This is a genomic window from Myxococcus sp. CA040A (assembly GCF_013336725.1).
GTDB lineage: Bacteria > Myxococcota > Myxococcia > Myxococcales > Myxococcaceae > Myxococcus > Myxococcus llanfairpwllgwyngyllgogerychwyrndrobwllllantysiliogogogochensis.
Genome location: NZ_JABUMR010000006.1, coordinates 690,872 through 711,134 on the forward strand (window position 1 = coordinate 690,872; position 20,263 = coordinate 711,134).

Consider the following 20,263-nt stretch of genomic DNA (forward strand, 5'->3'; position numbering starts at 1 on the left):
CCTGCGCCACCAGCGCCAGCGACAGGCCCTGGTAATACACTCGCAAGTCACCCGTTCCCTCCTCACCCGCTCCCAAATCCAGCACCAGCGCCGTGTTGAGCAGGCTCAGCAGCGTCGCCGCCTGCCCGTCCGGCGCTCCCAGCGCCGCGCTCGCGTTGAGCACCGTCCCCGTGGTGCCAGACGCCACCGCGTCCGCATACGGGTCCCACGCCAACTCCTGGCTCGTTTGCGTCAACTCCCCATCACCTCCGGGACGCTCCGTTTCATCGAGAGATTCCACTCCGCAAGAACCCAGCAACAACGCCAACGTCGCACTCAGTCCCCACGACAACAGCGCACTTGTACGCATACTCATGGGATACATCCCCCGAGGCATAGGGCGAGACCCGGAATGAGCCACGCTGCCTCACGGAATGAATCGCATGACCGCTCGCACTCCACAGCTCACACACATGACACACTGGCTGGCAACGTCCTCCGGCCAGCAGCAGACATGTGCGAAGGGACAATGGACAGCTACCCAGTCCCGTGTGTTTCATGATGCATGCGCCAGCGGTGCGGGCATGGCTCAAGCCTCCGAGCAGCGCCAGCAAGTCCGCAAGCACCACTTCTCGCCAGCGCCCGCCCCGGAGCAGGTGCGCGGCGGCCCTCCCCACGCCCGCGTGAGCGGTCAGGGGGTGCCTCGCGGCGGACAGCGCCAGGCTCGCTCCATACGAGTCTTTCGGAGCCACGCCCATGCGGGATTCAACCCCCAGCAGCTCGATAGCCCTACGAGACGAGCGCTACCCCGTCGATCAACCACCGGCCCGCACGGAGAAGTCCGGTGCGGGCCGGTGTCTGTCATTTCTCGTGCATCAAGGGTAGGTCACGGAGCCGACGTAGGTGGGCTCGCCAGGAGCGCAGTTCGACGACGACTCGACCGAAGTGTACGCGCCAGGGAAAACACGGTCCGGCTGACCGGGGACACGCACCTTGATGTCGTAGTTCAGGGGATTCCCTGGCGATGGTGGGTGATTGAATTCGATGACTGACAGGCAGAAGTCATAGGTGCCACTCGGCGGCGTCTGGTCCGGTGCCCAGAAGATGTTCTCGGGTCCATCCCCTTCCAGGTCATCCACGTCCAGCGCACCGAAGTCCGTCCCCTCGTCGGGCCCCGTGTTCTCGAAGGAGATGACCTTGCCAGAGGGCGTCCTCACGTAGAGGTCCGCGTCTCCACCCCGGCTCCAGGTCGCGGTGAACTGGAGGTTACCCGTACCCACGCACACTCCCGAGACACAGGACTTCCCCTGGGCGCAGACATTGCCGCAGCCGCCACAGTGGTTGTTGTCGGTGTTCGGGTCGACGCAGGACTCACCGCAGACGAGGCGCGGCGGATTGCACGTGGGCTCCTCCTCCTCGCACTCGAAGCCTCCGGGCGTATTGACGCACACCTCTCCCGGAGCGCACGTGCCCGTGCCCAGGGCGCACTCGTCGATATCCGTGCAGACGCTCGGCGCTCCCGCACACGTGTAGCCCGTCTCCACCTGGCAGACGCTGTTGCAGCCATCCCCGGAGAGCTGATTGCCGTCGTCACAGACCTCCACGCCGCCTGGCACGCCGTCACCACAGATGGGCCGGATGGACGTCTCCACTGCGTCCACCAGGTAGAGCGCGAGCACCGCGCCGCGCAGACGGACGTATCGGTAGGGCTCGTGGCCCGGGTACGTCGCCACCGCCACATGCGTCCCCAGGCCCAGCTCCACCAGGTGCAGCGGGCTGGAGCCGATGAGCGTCCCATCCGCCTTCAGGAAGTCCACCTGCGCCACCAGCGCCAGCGACAGGCCCTGGTAGTAGACGCGCAGGTCGCCGGTGCCCTCCTCACCCGCCCCCAAATCCAGCACCAGCGCCGTGTTGAGCAGGCTCAGCAGCGTCGCCGCCTGCCCATCCGGCGCCCCCACCGCCGCGCTCGCGTTGAGCACCGTCCCCGTGGTGCCGGACGCCACCGCGTCCGCGTACGGGTCCCACGTCAGCGAGGACTCCTCGCTCGTGTACGTCAACGCACCGTCACTTCCCCCATCGTCGAGGGACTCCACACCGCAAGAGCCCAGCAACAACGCCAACGTCGCACCCAAGCCCCACGACAACAGCGAACCTGTACGGCTTCTCATTAAATGTCTCCCCAGAGGGATGGGATGAAACCCGGAATGGGCCATCCCCCTCATGGAATGAATCGCACCACGGCTGACGACCTACTGCTGCTCACGACGCGGGGCCGTCAATCCGGCCCCGCGCCAGTCCTGGGCCTATTGGCAGACGTAGCTGCCCGGCGTATTCACACACACCGTGTTCGCGGGGCACGCGTGAGTCCCCAGCGCGCACTCGTCGCGGTCCACACAAACACTCGGTTCTCCCGAGCAGGTGTAGCCCGTCTCCACCCGGCAGATGCTGTTGCAGCCATCCCCGGAGAGCTGGTTGCCGTCGTCACACAGCTCCCCGGTGCCGTAAATCACGCCGTCACCGCAGATGGCCCGGCGGCGTGCCACCACGGCGTCCACGTTGAAGGGCTTTCCGGCCACGCTCCGGATGACGACGTAGCGATAGGGAATGGTCTGCGAATACCAGACATACTGCATGTCCACCCCCTCCCACCGGCTCCGCAGGTACAGCACGCCGCTCGAGAAGTAGCCCCCGTCCGCCGTCAGGAATTGCACCGTCGCCTGGGCGGACGAGCCCACGGGGCCCTGGGTGTAGACCTCCAGGATGCCGCTGGACTCCTGCCCTTCACCCAGGTCCAGCATCAACCCTTCGCCGGCCTCGCTCGGGAGCGTCGCGAAGACGCCGTCCGGCGCGCCCACCGCCGCCTGCGGATTGAGCACCAGCGCCGTCGTGCCCTCACCCACCGCGTTCGCGTAGTTCGGGTCCTCCAGCGAAGACGTCACCGTTCCCGTGACGTCTTCCTCCGTGACCTGCTCGACGCCACACGCGCCCAACAGCAGACACGAAAGCACCACCCACGCGGAGCCGCTTCCCATGCGTTTCATTGAAGCCCCCATCCCCGAGGCGGGAGAGAGCTCGGCATGAGCCCTCACTCCCCCGGCGAAGTGGGCGGCAGACTATTCCTGGATTTCCGGCTCTTGTCTATTCAAGCCTGCACGTCGAAGCCAGTGTTGGCCCGCCAACAGTCAGCGGTGTCTGGCGCGGCGCCAGCCTCCCAGGAGCGCCAGCACGCCCGCGAGCGCAATCCCTCCCGGAGAGGAGGCACAGCCGCTCGGGGGCTCCTTGCCCGTCACACACGACACGCTCGCGGAGACGACGAGCTCGCGCTCCTCGCCATCGACGGAGACGATGAAGGTCTCCTCCTCGAAGCGCTCCTCCGGCTGCGCCTTCATGGGCAGGGACAACCCGCGCCCGTCGGAGAAGTAGAAGGAGGCCTCCTCCTCCGGCAGGAGCTCCTCGTCACACCGCCCGCCTTCGCACTGGACGAGCGGCCAGCCCTTCAGCGTCACGGGCTCGTCACAGGCATTGCGGACGGTGCTCGCGCCACAGGTCGCACGCGAGGAGATGACGAGGCACGGCATCTCCGACACCACGCTCTGGCGCTCGGTGATGCACTCACACTGCTCGCTCCTGGCGTGTGCCGCCAGCGAGCCACCCACACCCGCCAGCAGCATCCATCCAAACCACGCGGCCCCAACGCGGGGCCTGAAAGTCCTCGCTCGCATCCTGTCTACCTCCGTCTCGAAGTCCTGGCCCCCCAGAGGCGCGCATCCTGCCGCTCGATGGGAATCAACGCCAAGTCATCGTTGCCGGAGGCAACTACCCGGGGCGGCTACTTGGTGCCGAAGAGGCGGTCCCCCGCGTCACCCAGTCCAGGCAGGATGTAGCCGTGCTCGTTGAGGCGCTCGTCCACCGCGCCGGTATAGACATGCACGTCCGGGTGGTGCTCCCTCAGGTTGGCCAGACCCTCCGGACACGCCAATAGACAGACGAAGCGCAGCGAGCCGGGCTTGCTCTTCTTCACCCGCTGGAGCGCCGCCACCGCGGAGTTGCCCGTGGCGAGCATCGGGTCACACACCACCACGTCGCGGTCCGCGAGCTGCCCCGGCACCCGGTAGTAGTACTCCACGGGCGTCAGCGTCTCCGGGTCCCGATACAGGCCGATGTGGCCCACGCGCGCGGAGGGCACCAGTTGGAGCATCCCGTCCAGGATGCCCTGGCCCGCGCGCATGATGGCCACCAGCACCAGCTTCTTGCCCTCCAGCACCGGCGCCGTCATGGGCGCCATGGGCGTCTGGATTTCCTCGTCACGGACCTTCAAGTCCCGCAGCGCCTCGTAGGCCAGCAGCAGGGAGATTTCCTGGAGCAGGGCCCGGAAGGAGGCGGTGCTCGTCTCCGCGCGGCGCATCAACGTCAGCTTGTGCTTCACCAGCGGATGGTCCACCACGGTGCAGTTGGGGAACTCCATTGCGTCCTCCCTCTTGGTCAGCGGTTGTCAGAACACCGTTCCGTCGCTCTCCACGCGAATCGGCGGCACGCCTCCGGGGCGTCGCTCGGCGGCGACCTTGCGCCCCGCCGTCCACGTCCCGCCCTGCAGCACCTTCGCCAGCGGCAGCTCCTCCGCGCTCATCCCCAGCCGGCCACGCACCAGCGCCGCCACGCGGTCCAGCAGCGCCACCGTCAGCGCGCGCCACTCGACGATGGGCTCCTCGCTCGGGTGCAGCGCCTCCTGGGTGAGCCGCGCGTCCCTGGGCACCAGCACGCCCAGGTCCACGAAGAGGCCGCCGTTGCGGTACTCGGGCAGGCCGGTGAGGCCATCCAGCTCCACCACCCGGAGTCCCGCCTCCGCCAGCGGCTCCACCAGCGAGTACGTCAGCCACTGCGACAGCTTGTGGAAGGGCACCAGCGCGTCCACGCTCTCCACCGGGCCCAGCGCGGAGTGCGGCCACACGTCGCCCAGGTTCACCGCGTCCACCATGACGCGGCCCGGCCAGATGGGGCCGAGCGACTCCAGCACCACGCCCAACAGCTCCGAGCCGCGCACGCTCCTGCCCTGCGCGGCGACGATGTCGTGTATCGCGCCCGGCCGGGGCAGCACGCGCGACAGGCCGTGCATCAGGTGCAGCCGCCCCTCCAGCCCGTCCAGCGGATTCGTGTCGGAGACCTGGAGCCCGCGCGCCAGCGACTCGCGCGACAGCCGGCCCAGCGCCTCCGCGTCCGCGCGCAGCGGCCGGTCCGGGTCCGAGGAGAACACGCCGTCCATGAACATGCGGAAGCTGGCCACGGCCAGCCCCTCCGAGCGCGCCCACGTCGTGCCACCCTGCTCGCGGTAGCTCCACTTGGGGCCGCTGCCCGCGTCCAGCAGCACGCTCACCACGGCGAGGTCCAGCTTCGCCCGCGCGCGCTCCTGCGGCGTGACGTCCTTGAGCCGAGCCTCCAGCTCCGCCACGCGCTGGACGCCGCCCGCGTCGAAGTGGCGCCAGCGGCTGTGCAGCGGGATGTCCAGCGTGGGGTACGCCTCGCGCGTCACCTCCAGCACCGTGTCCACCACCGTCGGCAGCCGCGAGGGCTCCACCCGGAAGTGCGACAGCTTGCCGGCCAGTCCCAGGTCCAGCAGTTGATGGCAGCGCTCGCGGATGGCGGCCGGCGTGCGCAACCACGCCACCGCCGGGGACACGTCCGCCCTCGCCAACGGCCGCTCAGACATCGAGGCCCCGTCCCTTCACCTGGGTCAGCGCCGCGGCGTCCGCCACGGGCCCCTTCGTGAAGTAGCCCGCCGCCTTCTTCGCCTCCATCTCCACCTTCGCGTCGGCGGGGACCAGCTCCTCGGGGATGGGCACGCGCTCCAGGATTTCGATGCCCGAGCGGACAATCGCGTCGTGCTTCATGTCGCTCATCGACACGAAGCGGTGGATGCGGGTGATGCCCAGCCAGTGCAGCACGTCCGGCATCAGCTCCTGGAAGCGCATGTCCTGCACGCCCGCCACGCACTCGGTGCGCTGGAAGTAGGTGGCCGCGGAGTCGCCGCCCTCCTGCCGCTTGCGCGCGTTGTAGACGAGGAACTTCGTCACCTCGCCCAGCGCGCGGCCCTCCTTGCGCAGGTAGACGATGACGCCCGCGCCGCCCGCCTGGGCCGTGCGCACACACTCCTCGATGCCGTGGGCCAGGTACGGACGACAGGTGCAGATGTCGCTGCCGAACACGTCGGAGCCGTTGCACTCGTCGTGCACGCGCACGGCCAGGGGGATGTCCTTGTTGGACACCGAGTTGATGTCCCCGAAGGCATACAGCGTGAGCCCGCCGATGGGCGGCAGGAAGACGTGCAGGTCCGGGCGCGTAATCAGCTCCGGGAACATGCCGCCCGTCTGCTCGAAGAGGCCCCGGCGCAGCGCGTTCTCCGTCATGCCGAAGCGCTTGGCGATGCCCGGCAGGTGCCACACCGGGTCCACCGCGGCCTTCACCACCTTGATGTCGCCGTTGGCGGTGAGCAAGTCCCCGTCCGGCTTGAGGCGGCCGGCCACCACCGCGTCGCGCAGCTCCGGCAGGTTGATGTGCGCGCGCGTGACGGCGATGGTGGGACGGAAGTCGATGCCCTGCTCGGACTGCGCGCTGAACGCCTGCGGCGCGACGGCGCCCCACGGGTCCAACGACACAATCCGGTCCGGGTTGCTCCAGGACGGGTGCGGGCCGATCCGCGCGGCAGGCGAGGTGTCCTTCAGGTCCGCGCGGTGGTCCTGCGGCAACATGCCGGCGGCCACGGCGAGCGCGCGATAGACGGCGTAGGAGCCGGCGTGCGTGCCGATGACGTTGCGATGCGCGGGCTCGGTGAGCGTGGCCACCACGGGGCCGCGGCGCGTCGGGTCCGGGTCACCCCAGCGGATGGAGACGGCGTCCCCATCTGGATGCGAGGTGAGGCGGATGTGATTGACGGGCTTCTTGTCTGCCATGGGAGCGCCCTCCTTGCGGGCGCGTTTTGGAGCTCGAGCGAAGCGGACGAGAGGGGCGCGCGACTCAGCTCATCCAGGAGCCGTCGGTGCGCGCCGACCACTTGCGGGTGACCTTCTTGAGCTGCGTCCAGAAGTCGAGGCCGGACGGCCCGGTGATATCCCCGTGGCCGAAGCGCGACTCGCCGGTGCCGCCGAAGGAGAACGGCTCACGCGGGACGGGGACGCCCACGTTGACGCCCACCATGCCCGCGCGCACGCCCTCCACCACCGTCTGCGCCACCACGCCGCTGGTGGTGAAGATGGACGCCGCGTTGCCGTAGGACGACGCGTTCTCCACCGCGAGCGCCGCGGACAGCGTGGGCACGCGGATGATGGACAGCACGGGGCCGAACAGCTCGCGCCGCGCGGCCTCCATCTCCGGCCCCACGTGGTCCAGGATGGACGGCCCCAGCCAGTTGCCCTGGGCCCACGCGTCGCCCTTGGGACGACGACCGCGCCCGTCGAGCACCAGCTTCGCGCCCTCCGACGAGGCCTGGTCGATGGCCGTCTCCAGCCGCTCCACCGCGCCCCTGTCGATGATGGCGCCCATGCCCGGGCCCATCTCGATGCTGCCCGCGCGGCGGACGATATCCGCCAGCAGCGACTCCACGTTGCCCACCGCGAGCACCACGCTGCCGGCCATGCAGCGCTGCCCCGCGCAGCCGGTGAACGAGTCCACCACGGCCTGCGCGGTGAGCTCCGGGTCCGCGTCCGGCGCGACGATGAGGTGGTTCTTCGCGCCACCCAGCGCGAGCACGCGCTTGCCGCGCTTGCTGCCCTCCGCATAGAGGTGCCGCGCCACCGCGGACGAGCCGACGAAGGCCAGCGCCTTCACGTCCGGGTGCGCCACCAGCGCGTCCACCGCCTCCTTGCCACCGTGCACGATGGAGAAGACCCCGGCGGGATAACCCGCCTCGCGCATCAATTCGCCGAGCGCGCACGCGGTGAGGGGGACCTTCTCCGACGGCTTGTGGATGAAGACGTTGCCCAGCGTCACCGCGATGGGGAACATCCACATGGGCACCATCGCCGGGAAGTTGAAGGGCGTGATTCCCGCGACGACGCCCAACGGCTCGCGGCGCAGCTCACACGTGACGCCCCGGCTGACCTCCATGTGCGCGCCGCTGTCCAGGTTCTGCAGCGACAGCGCGAACTCGCACACCTCGATGCCCTTGAGCAGCCCGGCGCGCGCCTCCGCCACCGTCTTGCCCGCCTCGCTCGCGGCCAGGTTCGCCAGCCGCGCGAGGTTCTGCTCCAGCAGGTGCCGGAAGCGGAAGAGCAGCTGGGTGCGCTCGCGCAGCGGCGTGGCGGCCCACGAATCGGCGGCGGACCGCGCGGCCTCCACCACCTGGGATACACCCGCGGCGGAGGTGAGTGGAACTCGGCCAATGACGGTGCCGGTGTACGGACTGCGTACGTCCAGCAGCGGCGAGCCTTGAGGCAGCTGCCACTCGCCTCCCACCAGGTTTCGACACGGAACGACGCTCTCGGGAAGCTCTACGAACGACAAGCGCACCCCCAAAAAATTCAGGTGAGGACGTGCACCTCATCGTATCCGGGAATGCAGACAGATCGGCAACCCACCCCCCAGAAAGCCTGTCAGCGCTGCGGCCGAGTGTCCGGCACCCGAGCACTTCTCCTGTCGGAAACAGGACCGGCTCCCGCGAGGCTTCACCGGACTTCAATGCATGGCGTCATGAAGGCCGCGACGCGTCATGAATTGAACGAGGGTGAGCGTGGACTCAGGTGGGAGGGCTGACTTTCAAGCGCGAGCCGAGGGCCCGAGCCAGGCGCGCAACCGGGTGAGGACGGCGGTGTCCTCGTCGTCGTGGGGACGTCCCAGGGCGCGTGATTCGGCATACAGCGCGAGCGCATAGTGGAAGCGCGCGGTGGCGGTCCGCGTGTCGCCCTGGTCCTGGTGCAGCTCGCCGTCCTCGGCCACGAGCCGGGCCAGCACCTTCACTCGCAAGGGGTCTCCGAGCATCCGCGAGGTGGAGGCGGCGTCCACCATCAGCAGCGCGTCGTACTCCATGCCCAGCGTGTCGAGCGCGGTGGAGCGCAGGAGTTGGGCCGCGTCCGCGAAACGCTTCTCCTGACGGGCCTTGAGGAGCCGGGCCAGGGCGGCGGCGAACTGCTCGACGAGGCGCTCGATGTAGTCCTTGCGGATGGACATGGGAGGTGAAGGCTGAGGCCTGGGTGGAGGCGACGCAAGCGGTATGGGCGCGCCCACTCGGTGGGGCCCGTCGCCGACGGGAGCGCCCCACCCGGGAGGTCGTGGCGAAGCCCACATGCCCCGAGGACCGATGCGGCACGGCCTCGTGACGCTGGCCTCCATGACAGGGAAGCCCCGCAACCAGCCCCCGGGTCCGAAGACCTCGCATAAGCCCGTGCCCCGCCGGGCCTTCGCGAAGAACACCTGCCTCGCGCTAACGTGCGGCGCCTTACTCACGGATGGGGCGGTGCATGAGTCAGAGCGGAAGCAGTGCAGAGGGTGCGCGCGTGCGGTGGCTGGTGGCCGGGGCCTTCTCCTCCACGCCCTCGGGTCGTCGCTTCCACGTGACCTCGGACACCTTCGCCAGCGAGCTCGCCAAGGCCGCCAGCCACGTGCGCTTCATCGTCCCGGACCGGCTCGGCGCCGAGGACACCTGCGCCCTGGAGCTGTCGTTCGAACGGCTGCGCGACTTCGGCGTCGCCGACGTGCTCACCCGCATCCCCGCGCTTCGTGACTTGCACGCGCTGCGCGACAAGCTCACCCCCGCCCTGTCGCCCGAGGAGGCGGCGAAGCGCGTGGAGGCCATCACCGGCCCGGGCCGCCTGCCCGAAGCCGTCGCCGCGGCCCTGCGTGACGCCGCGCCTCCGCCCCCTCCCGCCCCCGTGCCCACGCCCGATGACGTGGCCCTGATGGAGACGCTGCTCACCGCGTCCGAGCCTGGCTCGCCGGCCACCGCGTCCCGCGCCGTCGATGCGTTCTTGAAGGCCCTCAACCCGCGCGCGCCGGCCTCCGCGTCGTCGTCCGCCCCCGCCACCGCCGCGCGCAAGTCCGTGAGGGATTTGCTGGACGAGACGGTGCTGCGCTGCGCGACGGACGTGCTCATCGCGGAGCCCGTGGCCCGACTGGAGTCCGCGTGGCGCGGCCTCAAGTGGCTGGTGGACCAGTGCCCCACGGCCGCGGGCATGGCGGTGGAGGTGCTGGACGTGAGCCGCGGCGACCTGCTCGGCACGCTCGAAGACGCGCTCTCCAGCGAGCCCTTCGACCGGCCCGACGCCGTCTTCGTGGTGGACACGAACGATGACGTGGCGGTGCTGGCCCGGCTGGCCGCGATGGGCGAGCGCGCGCAGTTGCCCATCGTCGTCGCCGTGGCGCCGTCGCTGTTGGGCCTGTCTCCGGACGAGCTGTCCCTGGGCCTGGAGGAGGGCCGGGAGCAGGTCTCCGAGTCGTGGACGGAGCTGCGTCAGGACGAGTCCTCGCGGTGGCTGTGCGCCGTCGTCAACCGCGTCGTCGTGGCCAGCGAGGCCCGGGCGAAGCGCGCGGCCTTCACCAGCCCCGCGCTCGCGGTGGCGGCGATGCTCGCGTCCAGCTTCCGCGATACCAGCGCCTTCGCGCGCATCTTCGGTCAGGCCGGAGGCGTGCGCGCCCCGACGACGTGGGAGATTCCCTCCGGTCGCGAGAAGGGCCTGTCCATCCCCACCGAGGTCTTCCTGCCCATCCGCGCGCAGGCGAAGCTGGAGGAGCACGGCGTGCTGGGCCTGGGCAGCGGGCGCAACGCGGACGCGGTGCTGCTGGCCGCGGCCCCCACGGTGTTCGGCGGCGGCTACGCGGTGCCCCTGCCCGCGCAGGTGCTCACCGGCCGAATCGTCCGCTTCGCGACATGGGTAAGGGACCAGCTCCCGCCCGGCTCCGGCAGCGCGGAGGTCTCCTCCATCTTCTCGCAGGCCGCGGAGGTCTTCCTCTTCCGGGGCGCCACCGAGGACGGCCAGCTCAAGGGCGAGGTCGTCTCCACCGGCAACGGCCACGGCGTCCACGTCACCGCCACCGTCCGGCCCGAGCACGCCGGCACCCGCTTCCAGCTCGCCTTCACCCTGCCGCTGCGCGCCTGAGCGTTCAGGCAGCCAGGCAGCGCTGACGCATGGCGGAGGAGAACTCGGGTTGTAGCGAGAGCTTCGCTACACTCCGCCCCGAGGTGCGCCAGACATGACGAGGAAAGACACAGGCGGACGGGACGCGGGCACGGGTCCGGAGGGCACCGGTACGCAAGACCTGGGCACCGGCCCCAAGCAGGACCTCTCCGGGACGGGGCCCGACGAGGCACGTCGCGCCGCGCCGCCCTTCTCCCAGATTGGGCGGTATCTGCTGCTGCGGCGGCTGGGCCAGGGCGGCATGGGCGTGGTGTACGCCGCCTATGACCCGGACCTGGACCGCAAGGTGGCGCTCAAGCTGCTGCATCCGGACGGTCGCCATGACCACTCGGAGGAGGCGCGCTCCCGGCTCCTGCGCGAGGCGCAGGCCATGGCGCGCGTCTCCCACCCCAACGTCATCCCCGTCTTCGACGTGGGCATGTGGGGCGACCAGGTCTTCGTGGCCATGGAGCTGGTGGATGGCGGCACGCTGGCCTCGTGGCTGAAGGCGTCGCCGCGTTCCTGGCGCGAAATCGTGACGCGTTATGTGGAGGCGGGCCGGGGCCTGGAGGCCGCGCACGCCGCGGGGCTGGTGCACCGCGACTTCAAGCCGGCCAACGTGCTGGTGAGCCGCGCGGGCCGCGTCTACGTGACGGACTTCGGCCTCGCGCGGACGATGGGAGACCTCCCCCAGGACGAGGAGCCCCTGACCGAGGAGACGCGGGAGGCGCTGGCGTCCTCGGCCGGTCGTCGCATGTTGGAGACGACGCTCACCGAGGACGGCCTGCTGGTGGGCACGCCCAACTACATGTCCCCGGAGCAGTTCCGGGGAACGACGCTGGACGGGCGCACGGACCAGTTCAGCTTCTGCGCCGCGCTCTATGGCGCCCTCTTCGGCGCGCGCCCCTTCGAGCCCGGCAGCCTGCGGGCGTATGCCTTCTCCAGCACCAGCGTCAGCGCCGAGTCGGAGCGCACGGAGTCGCTGGGCGCGCAGCGGCCCTCGGTGGCGCCCTCCTCGCCCGCGACGATTCCGGTCCCCGCCGTGCGCGAGCCACCGCGCGACTCCAAGGTGCCCGGCTGGGTGCGCGACGCCGTGCTGCGCGGACTGTCGCTGGAGCCGGACGCGCGCTTCGCCTCCATGGCCGTGTTGCTGGAGGCGCTGTCGCAGGAGCATCGCCGGACGCTGCGGCGTCGGTGGGTAACGGCCGCCAGCGCGCTGGGCGCGACGCTCGCGCTGACGGGCGGCGCGGCGTGGCAGCAGTCGCGCGTGTGCGTGGATGCCGGGGCGCGGATGGACGACGTGTGGTCGCCCACGACACAAGCGAAGCTCTCCACCGCGTTCCAGGCCACGGGCAGGCCCTTCGCGGAAGGCATGGCCCAGAGCGTGTCACGGGCGCTCGGCGACTACGCGGACATGTGGAAGCGCCAGCGCGTGCAGGCTTGCGAGGCCACGCGCGTGCAGGGCGTCAAACCCGAGGAGCAGTTGGACCGGCAGCTCGTGTGTCTGGAGCGCCGCCGCAAGGACTTCAGCGCCACGGTGGAGCTGCTGTCGAGCGCGGACGCGGCCCTGGTGGAGAAGTCCCTGGACGCCGCGCTCGCCCTGCCCTCGTTGTGGGAATGCGAGGACACGGAGGCCCTGGCCGAGCGGCAGCGCATGCCCACCGACCCGCTGCGCCGCGCGGATATCGAACTGCTGGAGGAGAAGCTCTCCCACGTCCGAGCGCGGATGGATGCCGGCAAGCACCCTCAGGCGCTGGAGGCGGTGAAGGCGCTCGTCGCGCCGGTGGAGGCCACGGGCTATCTGCCGCTGCGCGCGGAGACGCGCTTCTTGAATGGCTGGCTGCTGGAGCAGGTGGGCGAGTCGCCCGAGGCCGCGAAGCTCCTGTCGAGCGCCGTGTTCGACGCGGAGGCAGGGCACGCGGACCGGCTGAAAGTCACCGCCCTCAACAAGCTGCTCTTCGTGGAGGACGGGCTGAAGCACTACGAGCCCGCGGCCCGCTGGGGCTCCCTCGCGGAGGCCACGCTGGAGCGGATGGGCGGAGACCCGGTGCTGCTGGGCGACGTGCGCGTCAACCAGGCCAACCTCGCCATCTCCCAGGATTTGTACGAGGAGGCGAAGACCCGCGTGGAGGAGGCCCAGGCCCTCTACGAGAAGTCCCTGCCCGCCGAGCACCCCAAGCGCGCGCGGACGACGTTCCTCCTCGCGCACGTGGTGCACTCGCTCGGAGACTCCACGCGCGCGCTGGCGCTGATGGAGGACGCGCTCCAGAAGACCACCGCCGCCATGGGCCCCCAGCACCCGGACGTGGCCCGGCGCCATGGCCTCTTGTCCATGACGCTGCGCGAGCTGAAGCAGGACGCCCAGGCGCTGCCACATGCCCAGGCCGTGGCGGACATCTTCCAGGCCATCTACGGCGCGGACAGCCCGAAGTTCGCGGAGGCGCTCGACGAGGTGGGCATGTGCCAGCTCGGCATGGGTCGCTTCGAGGACGCGCTGAAGACCTATGAGCGTTCGCTCGCGCTCAAGCGCAAGACACTGCCCGTGGACGACGAGAAGCTCCAGCCGTCCTACGACGGCGTGGGGCAGGCCCTGCTGGGCCTGGGCCGCGTGGGTGAGTCGGTGGAGCCCCTGCGGCTGGCGGTGACGTTCGCCTCCGCGCCGCCGGATGCGCTGGCGGAGTCCGGCTTCGCGCTGGCGAAGGCCCTGGTCCAATCGGGTCAGTCCCCGGAGGCACGGGGCGAGGCCACGCGCGCCCGGGGCTGGTTCACGGAAGCGGGCCTGGACACACGCGTGGGGGACGTGGACACCTTCCTCGCGGCCCTGCCCGTGCCCGCACCCGTGAAGCCCGCCCGTGTGAAGCCCGCCCGTGTGAAGCCTGCTCGCCCTCGCGGGAAATGAGGCACGCGACTGACGGGTGGCGGCCTTTCCGGGCCGTGCTACCGTCCATGGGGTGTCAGTGCCGCCGGATGACGACGAGATGAACCTGGATGCCACGGCCACGTTGACGCGGGGCCGGGCCGGCCAGGTGAAGATGGTGCTCAAGGTCCTCTCGGGCCCTGACTCCGGCAAGGTGCATCCGCTCAAGCAGGGCGTGTACACCGTGGGCAAGGCCCCCACGTGCGACATCGTCCTGGATGACAAGGCCGTGTCACGCCAGCACCTCCGCCTGGAGGTGCATGACGAGCACGTGGTGGCCACGGACCTGGACTCGCACAACGGCTCCTTCTGCGAGCGGCTGCGCTTCACGTCCCTGGAGCTGCGCCCCGGCATCGTCATCACCCTGGGCACCACCGAGCTGAAGCTGATTCCGGAGGACACCCGCGAGCGCTCGGTGCTGCTGTCCTCGAAGGACCGCTTCGGCGCGCTGGTGGGCAACAGCCGGAAGATGCGCGAGGCCTTCACGCTGCTGGAGCGGCTGGCCCCCGGTGGCGCGGACGTGCTCATCCAGGGCGAGACGGGCACCGGCAAGGACTTGTGCGCGGAGGCCATCCACCAGCAGAGCCCGCGCAAGAAGGGCCCCTTCGTCATCGTGGACCTGGCGGGTGTGCCGCCCACGCTCATCGAGAGCGAGCTGTTCGGCCACGTGAAGGGCGCCTTCACCAGCGCGCAGGGAGACCGCGCGGGCGCCTTCGAGCGCGCGCAGAATGGCACCGTCTTCCTCGACGAAGTCGGCGAGCTGCCGCTGGAGCTTCAGCCTCGCCTGTTGCGAGTGTTGGAGCGCCGGCAGGTCAAGCGCGTGGGCGCCAACGACTACCAGACGGTGAACATGCGCGTGGTGGCCGCCACGCACGTGAATCTGGAGCAGGCGGTGACGCAGGGGAAGTTCCGCCGGGACTTGTTCCACCGGCTCGCCGTGTTGCGCGTGAGCCTGCCGCCCCTGCGCGAGCGCCCGGAGGACATCCCGGTGCTCATCGACCACATGCTCCAGACGACGGGCCGTCCGCCCAGCGCGCTGTCGGACCAGACGCGCGCGTTGCTCGCCCAGTACCCCTGGCCCGGCAACGTGCGCGAGCTGCGCAACGTGGTGGAGCAGGTGATGAACCTGGGCGAGGAGGCCCTGCCAGATTTGGAGTCCTCCGGCGAGGGGAGCACCAAGGTCGAGCTGGACCTGCCCTTCAAGGAGGCCAAGGAGCGGCTCATCGAGGGGTTCGAGCGCGACTACCTGAAGAACCTCCTGGAGCGCTGCGAGGGCAATATCTCCCGCGCTTCCCGCGAGGCGGACATCGACCGTGTCTACTTGAAGAAACTGCTGCGCAAACACGAGCTGGATGCGGGGCGGGAGACTTAACGCCCGGCCGGTTTCCGGGTAGGTTGGCCTTCCACGCTCTCCCTGTGCCCAGGAGCCCCCCGTGAGTGTCACCCTGCCCCCGAACCTGGCGAGGACCCCCGTCGAGCAGTCGCGCACCGGAGTCGTGCGCGTGCCCGTCGCCGGCCCCTCGGCGGAGACAGAGACGCAGCCCGCCGCCCCCGTCGCGAAGCTGGAAGAGCAGCCCGCTGACGCGTACGGCGCGCAGGAAGCCTCCCGGCAGGCCTGGTCCCAGCGCTTCACCGCTCCCACCGCCGCGGGCGAGGTCTCCCCCGCCACGGCCCGGATTGTCAGCTGCGTGAAGGACATGGCCGAGGCCGCGCCGGCGCTGGGTGGCTGGGATGAGGACAAGGACCCGTCGGTCCTGGAGCAGACCAAGGACGCCAACTGCGGCTCCGCGGTGGCGGTGATGTTGGGCAAGGCGACGGGCACCGGGACGACGGCCGCCGCGTCGGACCAGCAGACCATGGACGCCCTGGAGTCGCGCTTCACCGACGGCAACGGGACGACGGCGCACGAGCTGTCGAACATGATTGCCCACGAGGGCGCGCAGGTGACGCAGAGCGCCTCCACGTTCGACCGGGGGCTGATGGACGAGGCCCTGAAGCGCGACGGCAAGGCCGCCGTGCTGGTGGACTCCAACAAGGTGGACCCGTCGCTGAAGGACGCCGGCAAGGGCCGCGCGCACTGGGTCACCGTGGATGGCAAGGACGACCAGGGCAAGTACAAGGTGAAGGACCCTGGTACCGGCAAGACTGTCTCCCTGGATGCGGGCGAGCTGGAAGACGCGGTGGGCACCAGCTGGCGCGAGCACCAGGGCGGCGGAATGCTCGTCATCGACAAGGCCGAGGGCACCACCGAAGCGCAGCGCGCGGAGCAGGGTGGCCACAAGGTCGCGGCGCTCGGCAACACCGAGGGCGGTGGCTCCCGGTCCAAGTCGAACTTCGCCCGCGAATCCTCCTGACGGAGAGGTCGCGAGCGGAGGCCGAGACGCTGTTCACCTCCGTGCGGTTCGATCCGGTGGCGGACCTGGCGCTGCGCCCCTCGCTGTTCCGCGCCTGAGCGCGGGAGTCGACTTCAGACTGAGGGAGAAGTCGCGAGCGGAGGCCGAGGCGCGGCCCACCTCCGTGCGGTTCGACCCGGTGGCGGACCAGGCGCTGCGTGCCTCGTCGTTCCGCGCCTGAGCGCGGGAGTCGACTTCAGACGTGGAGCATCGCCACGGCCTGGAGGCGCAGGAGCTGTTTCGCCAGCTCCTGCACGCGCTCCACTTCCGCGTCACCCAGCGGCTTGCGCAGCGCGTTCTTGAGGTCCGTGGCGGCGCGCAAAAGGAACTGCCGGACCTGCGCGTTGCCGAGCATCGGGTTGAGGCGGCGCAGGTGGCCCACCAGCGCGCCGAGCTGCGTCAGCGTCAGGCCGGCGACCATGACCTGCGTCGCGGTGCCCTCCTCGGGAGACAGCGCGACGGCGAGCTGCAGCGGCGACAGCAGGAGCGAGCGGGTGAAATCCGGCTCGCAGGGGAGCTGGAGGCGGGCGCACTCGGCCGCGAGCGGTCCGGTGTCGTGGCCGGAGATGACGGGCTGGATTCGCGCGGCCTCGTAGCGGGTCAGCACCTCTTCGTAGCGCGCGCGGGCCTGCTTGCCGGAAGGTGAGCGCTGGAACTCGTCGAAGGCCGCGTGGATTTCCTGGCGGAGCGTCTGGAGCAGCAGCGCGTCGTCGGCGGTGACGGGCAAGCCGAGCGACTGGGCCAGGAAGTTCCGGTCATCGGACTGGACGCTGACGAGCCTCCAGAACTCGTACGTGACGGAGCTCTCGCTGAGGACCACCGGGAGGGTGACGACGCCCTGGCGGCCGGGGTTCTCCAGGAACGTGGCCAGCTTCTGTTCGACCTCGGTGAGTCCTCGGACCAGCCGTTCCAGCACGGCGCCGCGGAGCATGGCGCGGCCTTCGAGCGCGCCGCGTGCGTCCTCTCGGGTTCCCTCTTCCGCGACGTCGCGCTCTCGCGGGGACTCGGTTGGGACGGAAGGGGCCTGACGCGCGAGCTTCTCTTCCGGGAGTCGCGGCGCCTGTGAGGGATTCGGAAGGTTGGGCGCGGAGGGGGTGGTGCCTCGGGCGGTGCCGGGTGCCAGCCCTTCCGGAGTCCCTCGAGGAGAGCCCCCGGCCAATCCCTCCGCGGAGCCGCGCTGGGTGCCGGACTCCATCCCATCGCGGTGGACGCCACCCTGCGCGCTGTCCTTGTCGCCCTCGGTGGGGCGGGCGCCGGCGCGTCCTCCGGTCGCTGGCTTCCCAGTGGGTCCCTTCGCGGCGGGCTTGTTCGAGGACCTGGCTTCAGCGGGCTTGGACTGCTCGCGAGCGGCCTCTTCCCTGGCCTGCCGGGCGGGGACCCCGGGTCGGGGGACATTCTGGGGCCAGCGGACACTCATGAGGGCGAGGGGGCCGACGCGGGGGCGTCGAGGTGGCTCAGGTCAGGTTCTTCAGGTGGACGACGAGGTTGCTGTCACCACTTCCCAGCGTGCTCGCGTCGTCCTTGGGGATGACGTAGCCCTGGTCCGCGCCGACGTGCTTGCGGAAGAAGTCTACCACCGACGAGTCCTGCACATCCGAGGTGGTGGTCTTCTTGATGCCGTACGCGGAGCCGTCCGGGCCCTTGGCCTTCACGGCGTCGGGGGCGGAGGAGAGCAGGTTGTCGAGGGTTCCCGACTTCCGGCCACCGCTCTCCGGCTGCATCGTCATGGCGGTGTTGTGGCCCTCGATGTAGCTGACGTCGTAGTAGGTCTGACCCATTCCGCCGTTGAACTTCACCTCACCGAGCGTGGCGTTCTTGCCGTCACCGGCGTCGCTGCGGAAGTTGCCGGACCAGCCCTCGGGGAACTTCACGGTGCGGCTCTCGCCGGGCTGGAGGGTGACGGAGTCGACGGCCTTCTCGCCCGCGTTGGGGGTGAAGTTCACGGTCATCGGCTTGTCGCCGTCGTTGTTGAGCGTGAGCGTGTTGCCGTCCTTCTTCACGCCGTTGGGCTGCGCGGCCTTCTGGCTCGCGTCGACCGGCGTGGCGCCCGCTGCGGGCTGCTCGGTGGGCGTGCTGGCGAGGGCCTTCTGCTGGGGGACGGGCGCGCCCGGCATCGGGGGCAGCATGCTGTCCGGAATGCCCGTCTCCGCGCCCAGGCCGGGCACGCCGCCGAACTGCGAGCCCTCACCACCGAGGTCAGGCACACCGCCGAACTGCGAGCCCTCACCACCGAGGTCCGGCACGCCGCCGAACTGCGCGCCCTCACCACCGAGGTCCGGCACGCCGCCGAACTGCGCGCCCTCACCACCGAGGTCCGGGATGCCGCCGAAGGAATCGAGCCCGGCCGGCTGAGCGCCCGCGACAGCCTGATCCGCCAGCCCGCCCATGCGCGGCGCGCCCTCACCCATCGAGCCAGGGTTGCGCACTCCGCCCACCCGGCCCAGGGGAGCGGAGTCGCCGAGCTTGCCCGGGCCGCCCTTGTCGCCACCGAGCGCCTGCGCCAGCTCGCCCAGGGACTGCACCTGCGCGGCGAGCATCTTCACGAGCTGCTGGAGACCCTCGGCGCTCTTGAGGCCACCCGAAGACTCGAAGCCATCCTTCTGGAAGAGCGACTGGACCGAGGACTCCTTCGTGCGCGGGGGAATCGCCTGCGACGACAGCTCCGTGCGGGCAGGGAGCGAAGGAGCGGAGAGGGAACCAACGGGGCGGGAGATGGGGGAGAGCGCCATGACGATGTTCCTCGGGGGATGGGTGGCGAAGGGACCGGATGAGGTCAGCCGATGCAGGACCCTTGAGCACATGGTGTGCCAGGGTCTCCACGCAGGGCCTCGTGGGCCAAGCCCCTGGAAACACGGAGGAAGCACAAGACGCCAAGCCCGAAACAGGGGCGGGCCTGATGACAGACGTCGGGGGGCTGATGACCGTGGTCATCAGGGCGGCGACTCAACGGGGCTCGGGGGAATGCGCTCCAGCAGTGAGCGCGGCACGAGACCCGAATCGATACAGCGAGGAGCAGGCTCCCTTGGGCGCGAAGTAGCGAGCGCGCGGCTCCGAGCCCGAAGGTGCGCTCGCTAGTGCGTGGTCTCCTTGAAGCGCATCACATACGCCTCCAGGTACACGCTGGGCAGGTCGAGGTCGCCCGAGGGCTCACGCAGATAACCACGGGCCATGTACATGCGAACAACCCCGGTCGCGCCGCGACGGACATGCAGGCACACGGCGTCGACATCCCAGCGTCGAGCCATCGCCTCGGCGGAGTCGAGCAGGAGCTGAGCCAGCCCGGAGCCATGGAACTTCACGGCGGTGGCCAGTCCTCGCAGGTCCACGGCGCGAGGCAGCCAGGCTTCGGAGCCAGGAGCATCCGGGGGGAAGAGGGCCACGGTGCCCACGATTTCGCCCTCCACTTCGGCCACCAGCAACGTGGCGATCTTCCGACGGGCGGCCACGTCCCGCAGCTCCCGCTTTCGCTCGTCGGTGTAGACGACGTCGGGGAGCTTCTTCGCGTACTGCGAGGTGAAGGCTTCAATCAACAAGTCACCCACCGCCACGTCATCCTCGGGCCGTGCCTCGCGGATGACGGCCCTACCCACCAAGTCCCGGATGCTCATGCGAGCAGCCATTACCACGCGCACGTGTGACGTGCCTCCGCCCCGCGTCCCGCCCCAGGCCGCCCCTTAAGCGGAGGTTGGGGCGCACGTGAGCGAGTCATGCGACACCGACGACGCGGCTTCACGCTGAGCGAAGACTCGGGCGTGGCTGTGCCTGCCACCGGGCCGCCCCGGTCGGAGCGAGGTGGCCTTCGCGCTTGTGCAGAGCGCTGCGCAATCCGCGCACCCCCGGTGTTGTCATCTCGCGCGGTTGCATCCGGCACACCG

General features: G+C 70.1%; 15 protein-coding genes and 1 pseudogene. 4 read left to right on the plus strand and 12 right to left on the minus strand.

Annotated features, from left to right (window positions below):
• The 9 genes and pseudogenes from HUA75_RS28955 to HUA75_RS28995 form a co-directional block, all read right to left on the minus strand.
• Nucleotides 1-355: pseudogene (locus tag HUA75_RS28955) on the minus strand (secretion protein); the annotation flags it as partial.
• Nucleotides 356-854: 499 nt separating this feature from the next.
• Nucleotides 855-2,147: a DUF4215 domain-containing protein gene (locus HUA75_RS47000; RefSeq protein WP_256433540.1), complete on the minus strand. Its 1,293-nt coding sequence runs from the start codon at nucleotides 2,145-2,147 to the stop codon at nucleotides 855-857.
• A 135-nt stretch (nucleotides 2,148-2,282) separates the two neighbouring features.
• Nucleotides 2,283-3,020, minus strand: coding sequence for a DUF4215 domain-containing protein (locus tag HUA75_RS28965; protein ID WP_246137584.1), 738 nt, complete (start codon nucleotides 3,018-3,020; stop codon nucleotides 2,283-2,285).
• Between the two features lie 141 nt (nucleotides 3,021-3,161).
• Entirely contained in the window at nucleotides 3,162-3,701 is a 540-nt protein-coding gene (locus HUA75_RS28970; protein WP_305794743.1) for an MXAN_0125 family MYXO-CTERM protein, read from the minus strand.
• A gap of 107 nt (nucleotides 3,702-3,808) precedes the next feature.
• A complete protein-coding gene (gene upp / locus HUA75_RS28975) occupies nucleotides 3,809-4,444 on the minus strand; it encodes a uracil phosphoribosyltransferase (protein WP_141646699.1) in 636 nt (211 codons plus the stop codon).
• 27 nt (nucleotides 4,445-4,471) lie between these two features.
• Nucleotides 4,472-5,683, minus strand: a complete 1,212-nt coding sequence (locus tag HUA75_RS28980) for a URC4/urg3 family protein (RefSeq protein WP_141646700.1) — start codon at nucleotides 5,681-5,683, stop codon at nucleotides 4,472-4,474.
• Nucleotides 5,676-6,923, minus strand: coding sequence for a GTP cyclohydrolase II (locus HUA75_RS28985; RefSeq protein ID WP_141646701.1), 1,248 nt, complete (start codon nucleotides 6,921-6,923; stop codon nucleotides 5,676-5,678). The genes HUA75_RS28980 and HUA75_RS28985 overlap by 8 nt, the downstream gene beginning before the upstream one ends.
• 64 nt (nucleotides 6,924-6,987) lie before the next feature.
• Nucleotides 6,988-8,472, minus strand: coding sequence for a CoA-acylating methylmalonate-semialdehyde dehydrogenase (locus HUA75_RS28990; RefSeq protein WP_174488205.1), 1,485 nt, complete (start codon nucleotides 8,470-8,472; stop codon nucleotides 6,988-6,990).
• Between the two features lie 252 nt (nucleotides 8,473-8,724).
• The gene (locus HUA75_RS28995) at nucleotides 8,725-9,135 is read right to left on the minus strand and encodes a hypothetical protein (RefSeq protein ID WP_174488206.1); all 411 of its coding nucleotides are present in this window, start codon (nucleotides 9,133-9,135) and stop codon (nucleotides 8,725-8,727) included.
• A gap of 290 nt (nucleotides 9,136-9,425) precedes the next feature.
• On the opposite strand from HUA75_RS28995, the gene HUA75_RS29000 reads away from it, so the two are divergent.
• The 4 genes from HUA75_RS29000 to HUA75_RS29015 all read left to right on the plus strand — a co-directional run bounded on the left by HUA75_RS29000 (nucleotide 9,426) and on the right by HUA75_RS29015 (nucleotide 16,349).
• Nucleotides 9,426-11,060: a type VI secretion system contractile sheath domain-containing protein gene (locus HUA75_RS29000; protein ID WP_174488207.1), complete on the plus strand. Its 1,635-nt coding sequence runs from the start codon at nucleotides 9,426-9,428 to the stop codon at nucleotides 11,058-11,060.
• A gap of 94 nt (nucleotides 11,061-11,154) precedes the next feature.
• Complete coding sequence (locus HUA75_RS29005; RefSeq protein ID WP_174488208.1) at nucleotides 11,155-13,977, plus strand: serine/threonine-protein kinase; 2,823 nt, start codon at nucleotides 11,155-11,157, stop codon at nucleotides 13,975-13,977.
• A 79-nt stretch (nucleotides 13,978-14,056) separates the two neighbouring features.
• Nucleotides 14,057-15,367 (plus strand): sigma 54-interacting transcriptional regulator, encoded by a 1,311-nt coding sequence (locus HUA75_RS29010; RefSeq protein ID WP_174456007.1) that lies wholly within the window; start codon nucleotides 14,057-14,059, stop codon nucleotides 15,365-15,367.
• Between the two features lie 61 nt (nucleotides 15,368-15,428).
• On the plus strand, nucleotides 15,429-16,349 hold the full coding sequence (locus tag HUA75_RS29015; RefSeq protein WP_174488209.1) for a hypothetical protein: 921 nt from the start codon (nucleotides 15,429-15,431) through the stop codon (nucleotides 16,347-16,349).
• Between the two features lie 235 nt (nucleotides 16,350-16,584).
• Here HUA75_RS29015 and HUA75_RS46260 read toward each other — a convergent pair whose 3' ends face one another.
• The 3 genes from HUA75_RS46260 to HUA75_RS29030 form a co-directional block, all read right to left on the minus strand.
• Nucleotides 16,585-17,319, minus strand: coding sequence for a hypothetical protein (locus HUA75_RS46260; protein WP_217446303.1), 735 nt, complete (start codon nucleotides 17,317-17,319; stop codon nucleotides 16,585-16,587).
• 523 nt (nucleotides 17,320-17,842) lie between these two features.
• Nucleotides 17,843-19,117, minus strand: coding sequence for a hypothetical protein (locus HUA75_RS47005; protein WP_254627804.1), 1,275 nt, complete (start codon nucleotides 19,115-19,117; stop codon nucleotides 17,843-17,845).
• 342 nt (nucleotides 19,118-19,459) lie between these two features.
• Entirely contained in the window at nucleotides 19,460-19,996 is a 537-nt protein-coding gene (locus tag HUA75_RS29030) for a GNAT family N-acetyltransferase (protein ID WP_141643967.1), read from the minus strand.
• Between the last annotated feature and the right edge of the window lie 267 nt (nucleotides 19,997-20,263).

What these genes read in the sequence shown, in the direction of transcription:
- HUA75_RS47000 (WP_256433540.1), bottom strand. Translation starts at nt 2,147, where the DNA reads ATGAGAAGCCGTACAGGTTCGCTGTTGTCGTGGGGCTTGGGTGCGACG.
- HUA75_RS28965 (WP_246137584.1), bottom strand. Translation starts at nt 3,020, where the DNA reads ATGAAACGCATGGGAAGCGGCTCCGCGTGGGTGGTGCTTTCGTGTCTG.
- HUA75_RS28970 (WP_305794743.1), bottom strand. Translation starts at nt 3,701, where the DNA reads ATGCGAGCGAGGACTTTCAGGCCCCGCGTTGGGGCCGCGTGGTTTGGA.
- upp (WP_141646699.1), bottom strand. Translation starts at nt 4,444, where the DNA reads ATGGAGTTCCCCAACTGCACCGTGGTGGACCATCCGCTGGTGAAGCAC.
- HUA75_RS28980 (WP_141646700.1), bottom strand. Translation starts at nt 5,683, where the DNA reads ATGTCTGAGCGGCCGTTGGCGAGGGCGGACGTGTCCCCGGCGGTGGCG.
- HUA75_RS28985 (WP_141646701.1), bottom strand. Translation starts at nt 6,923, where the DNA reads ATGGCAGACAAGAAGCCCGTCAATCACATCCGCCTCACCTCGCATCCA.
- HUA75_RS28995 (WP_174488206.1), bottom strand. Translation starts at nt 9,135, where the DNA reads ATGTCCATCCGCAAGGACTACATCGAGCGCCTCGTCGAGCAGTTCGCC.
- HUA75_RS29000 (WP_174488207.1), top strand. Translation starts at nt 9,426, where the DNA reads ATGAGTCAGAGCGGAAGCAGTGCAGAGGGTGCGCGCGTGCGGTGGCTG.
- HUA75_RS29005 (WP_174488208.1), top strand. Translation starts at nt 11,155, where the DNA reads ATGACGAGGAAAGACACAGGCGGACGGGACGCGGGCACGGGTCCGGAG.
- HUA75_RS29010 (WP_174456007.1), top strand. Translation starts at nt 14,057, where the DNA reads ATGAACCTGGATGCCACGGCCACGTTGACGCGGGGCCGGGCCGGCCAG.
- HUA75_RS46260 (WP_217446303.1), bottom strand. Translation starts at nt 17,319, where the DNA reads ATGCTCCGCGGCGCCGTGCTGGAACGGCTGGTCCGAGGACTCACCGAG.
- HUA75_RS47005 (WP_254627804.1), bottom strand. Translation starts at nt 19,117, where the DNA reads ATGGCGCTCTCCCCCATCTCCCGCCCCGTTGGTTCCCTCTCCGCTCCT.
- HUA75_RS29030 (WP_141643967.1), bottom strand. Translation starts at nt 19,996, where the DNA reads ATGAGCATCCGGGACTTGGTGGGTAGGGCCGTCATCCGCGAGGCACGG.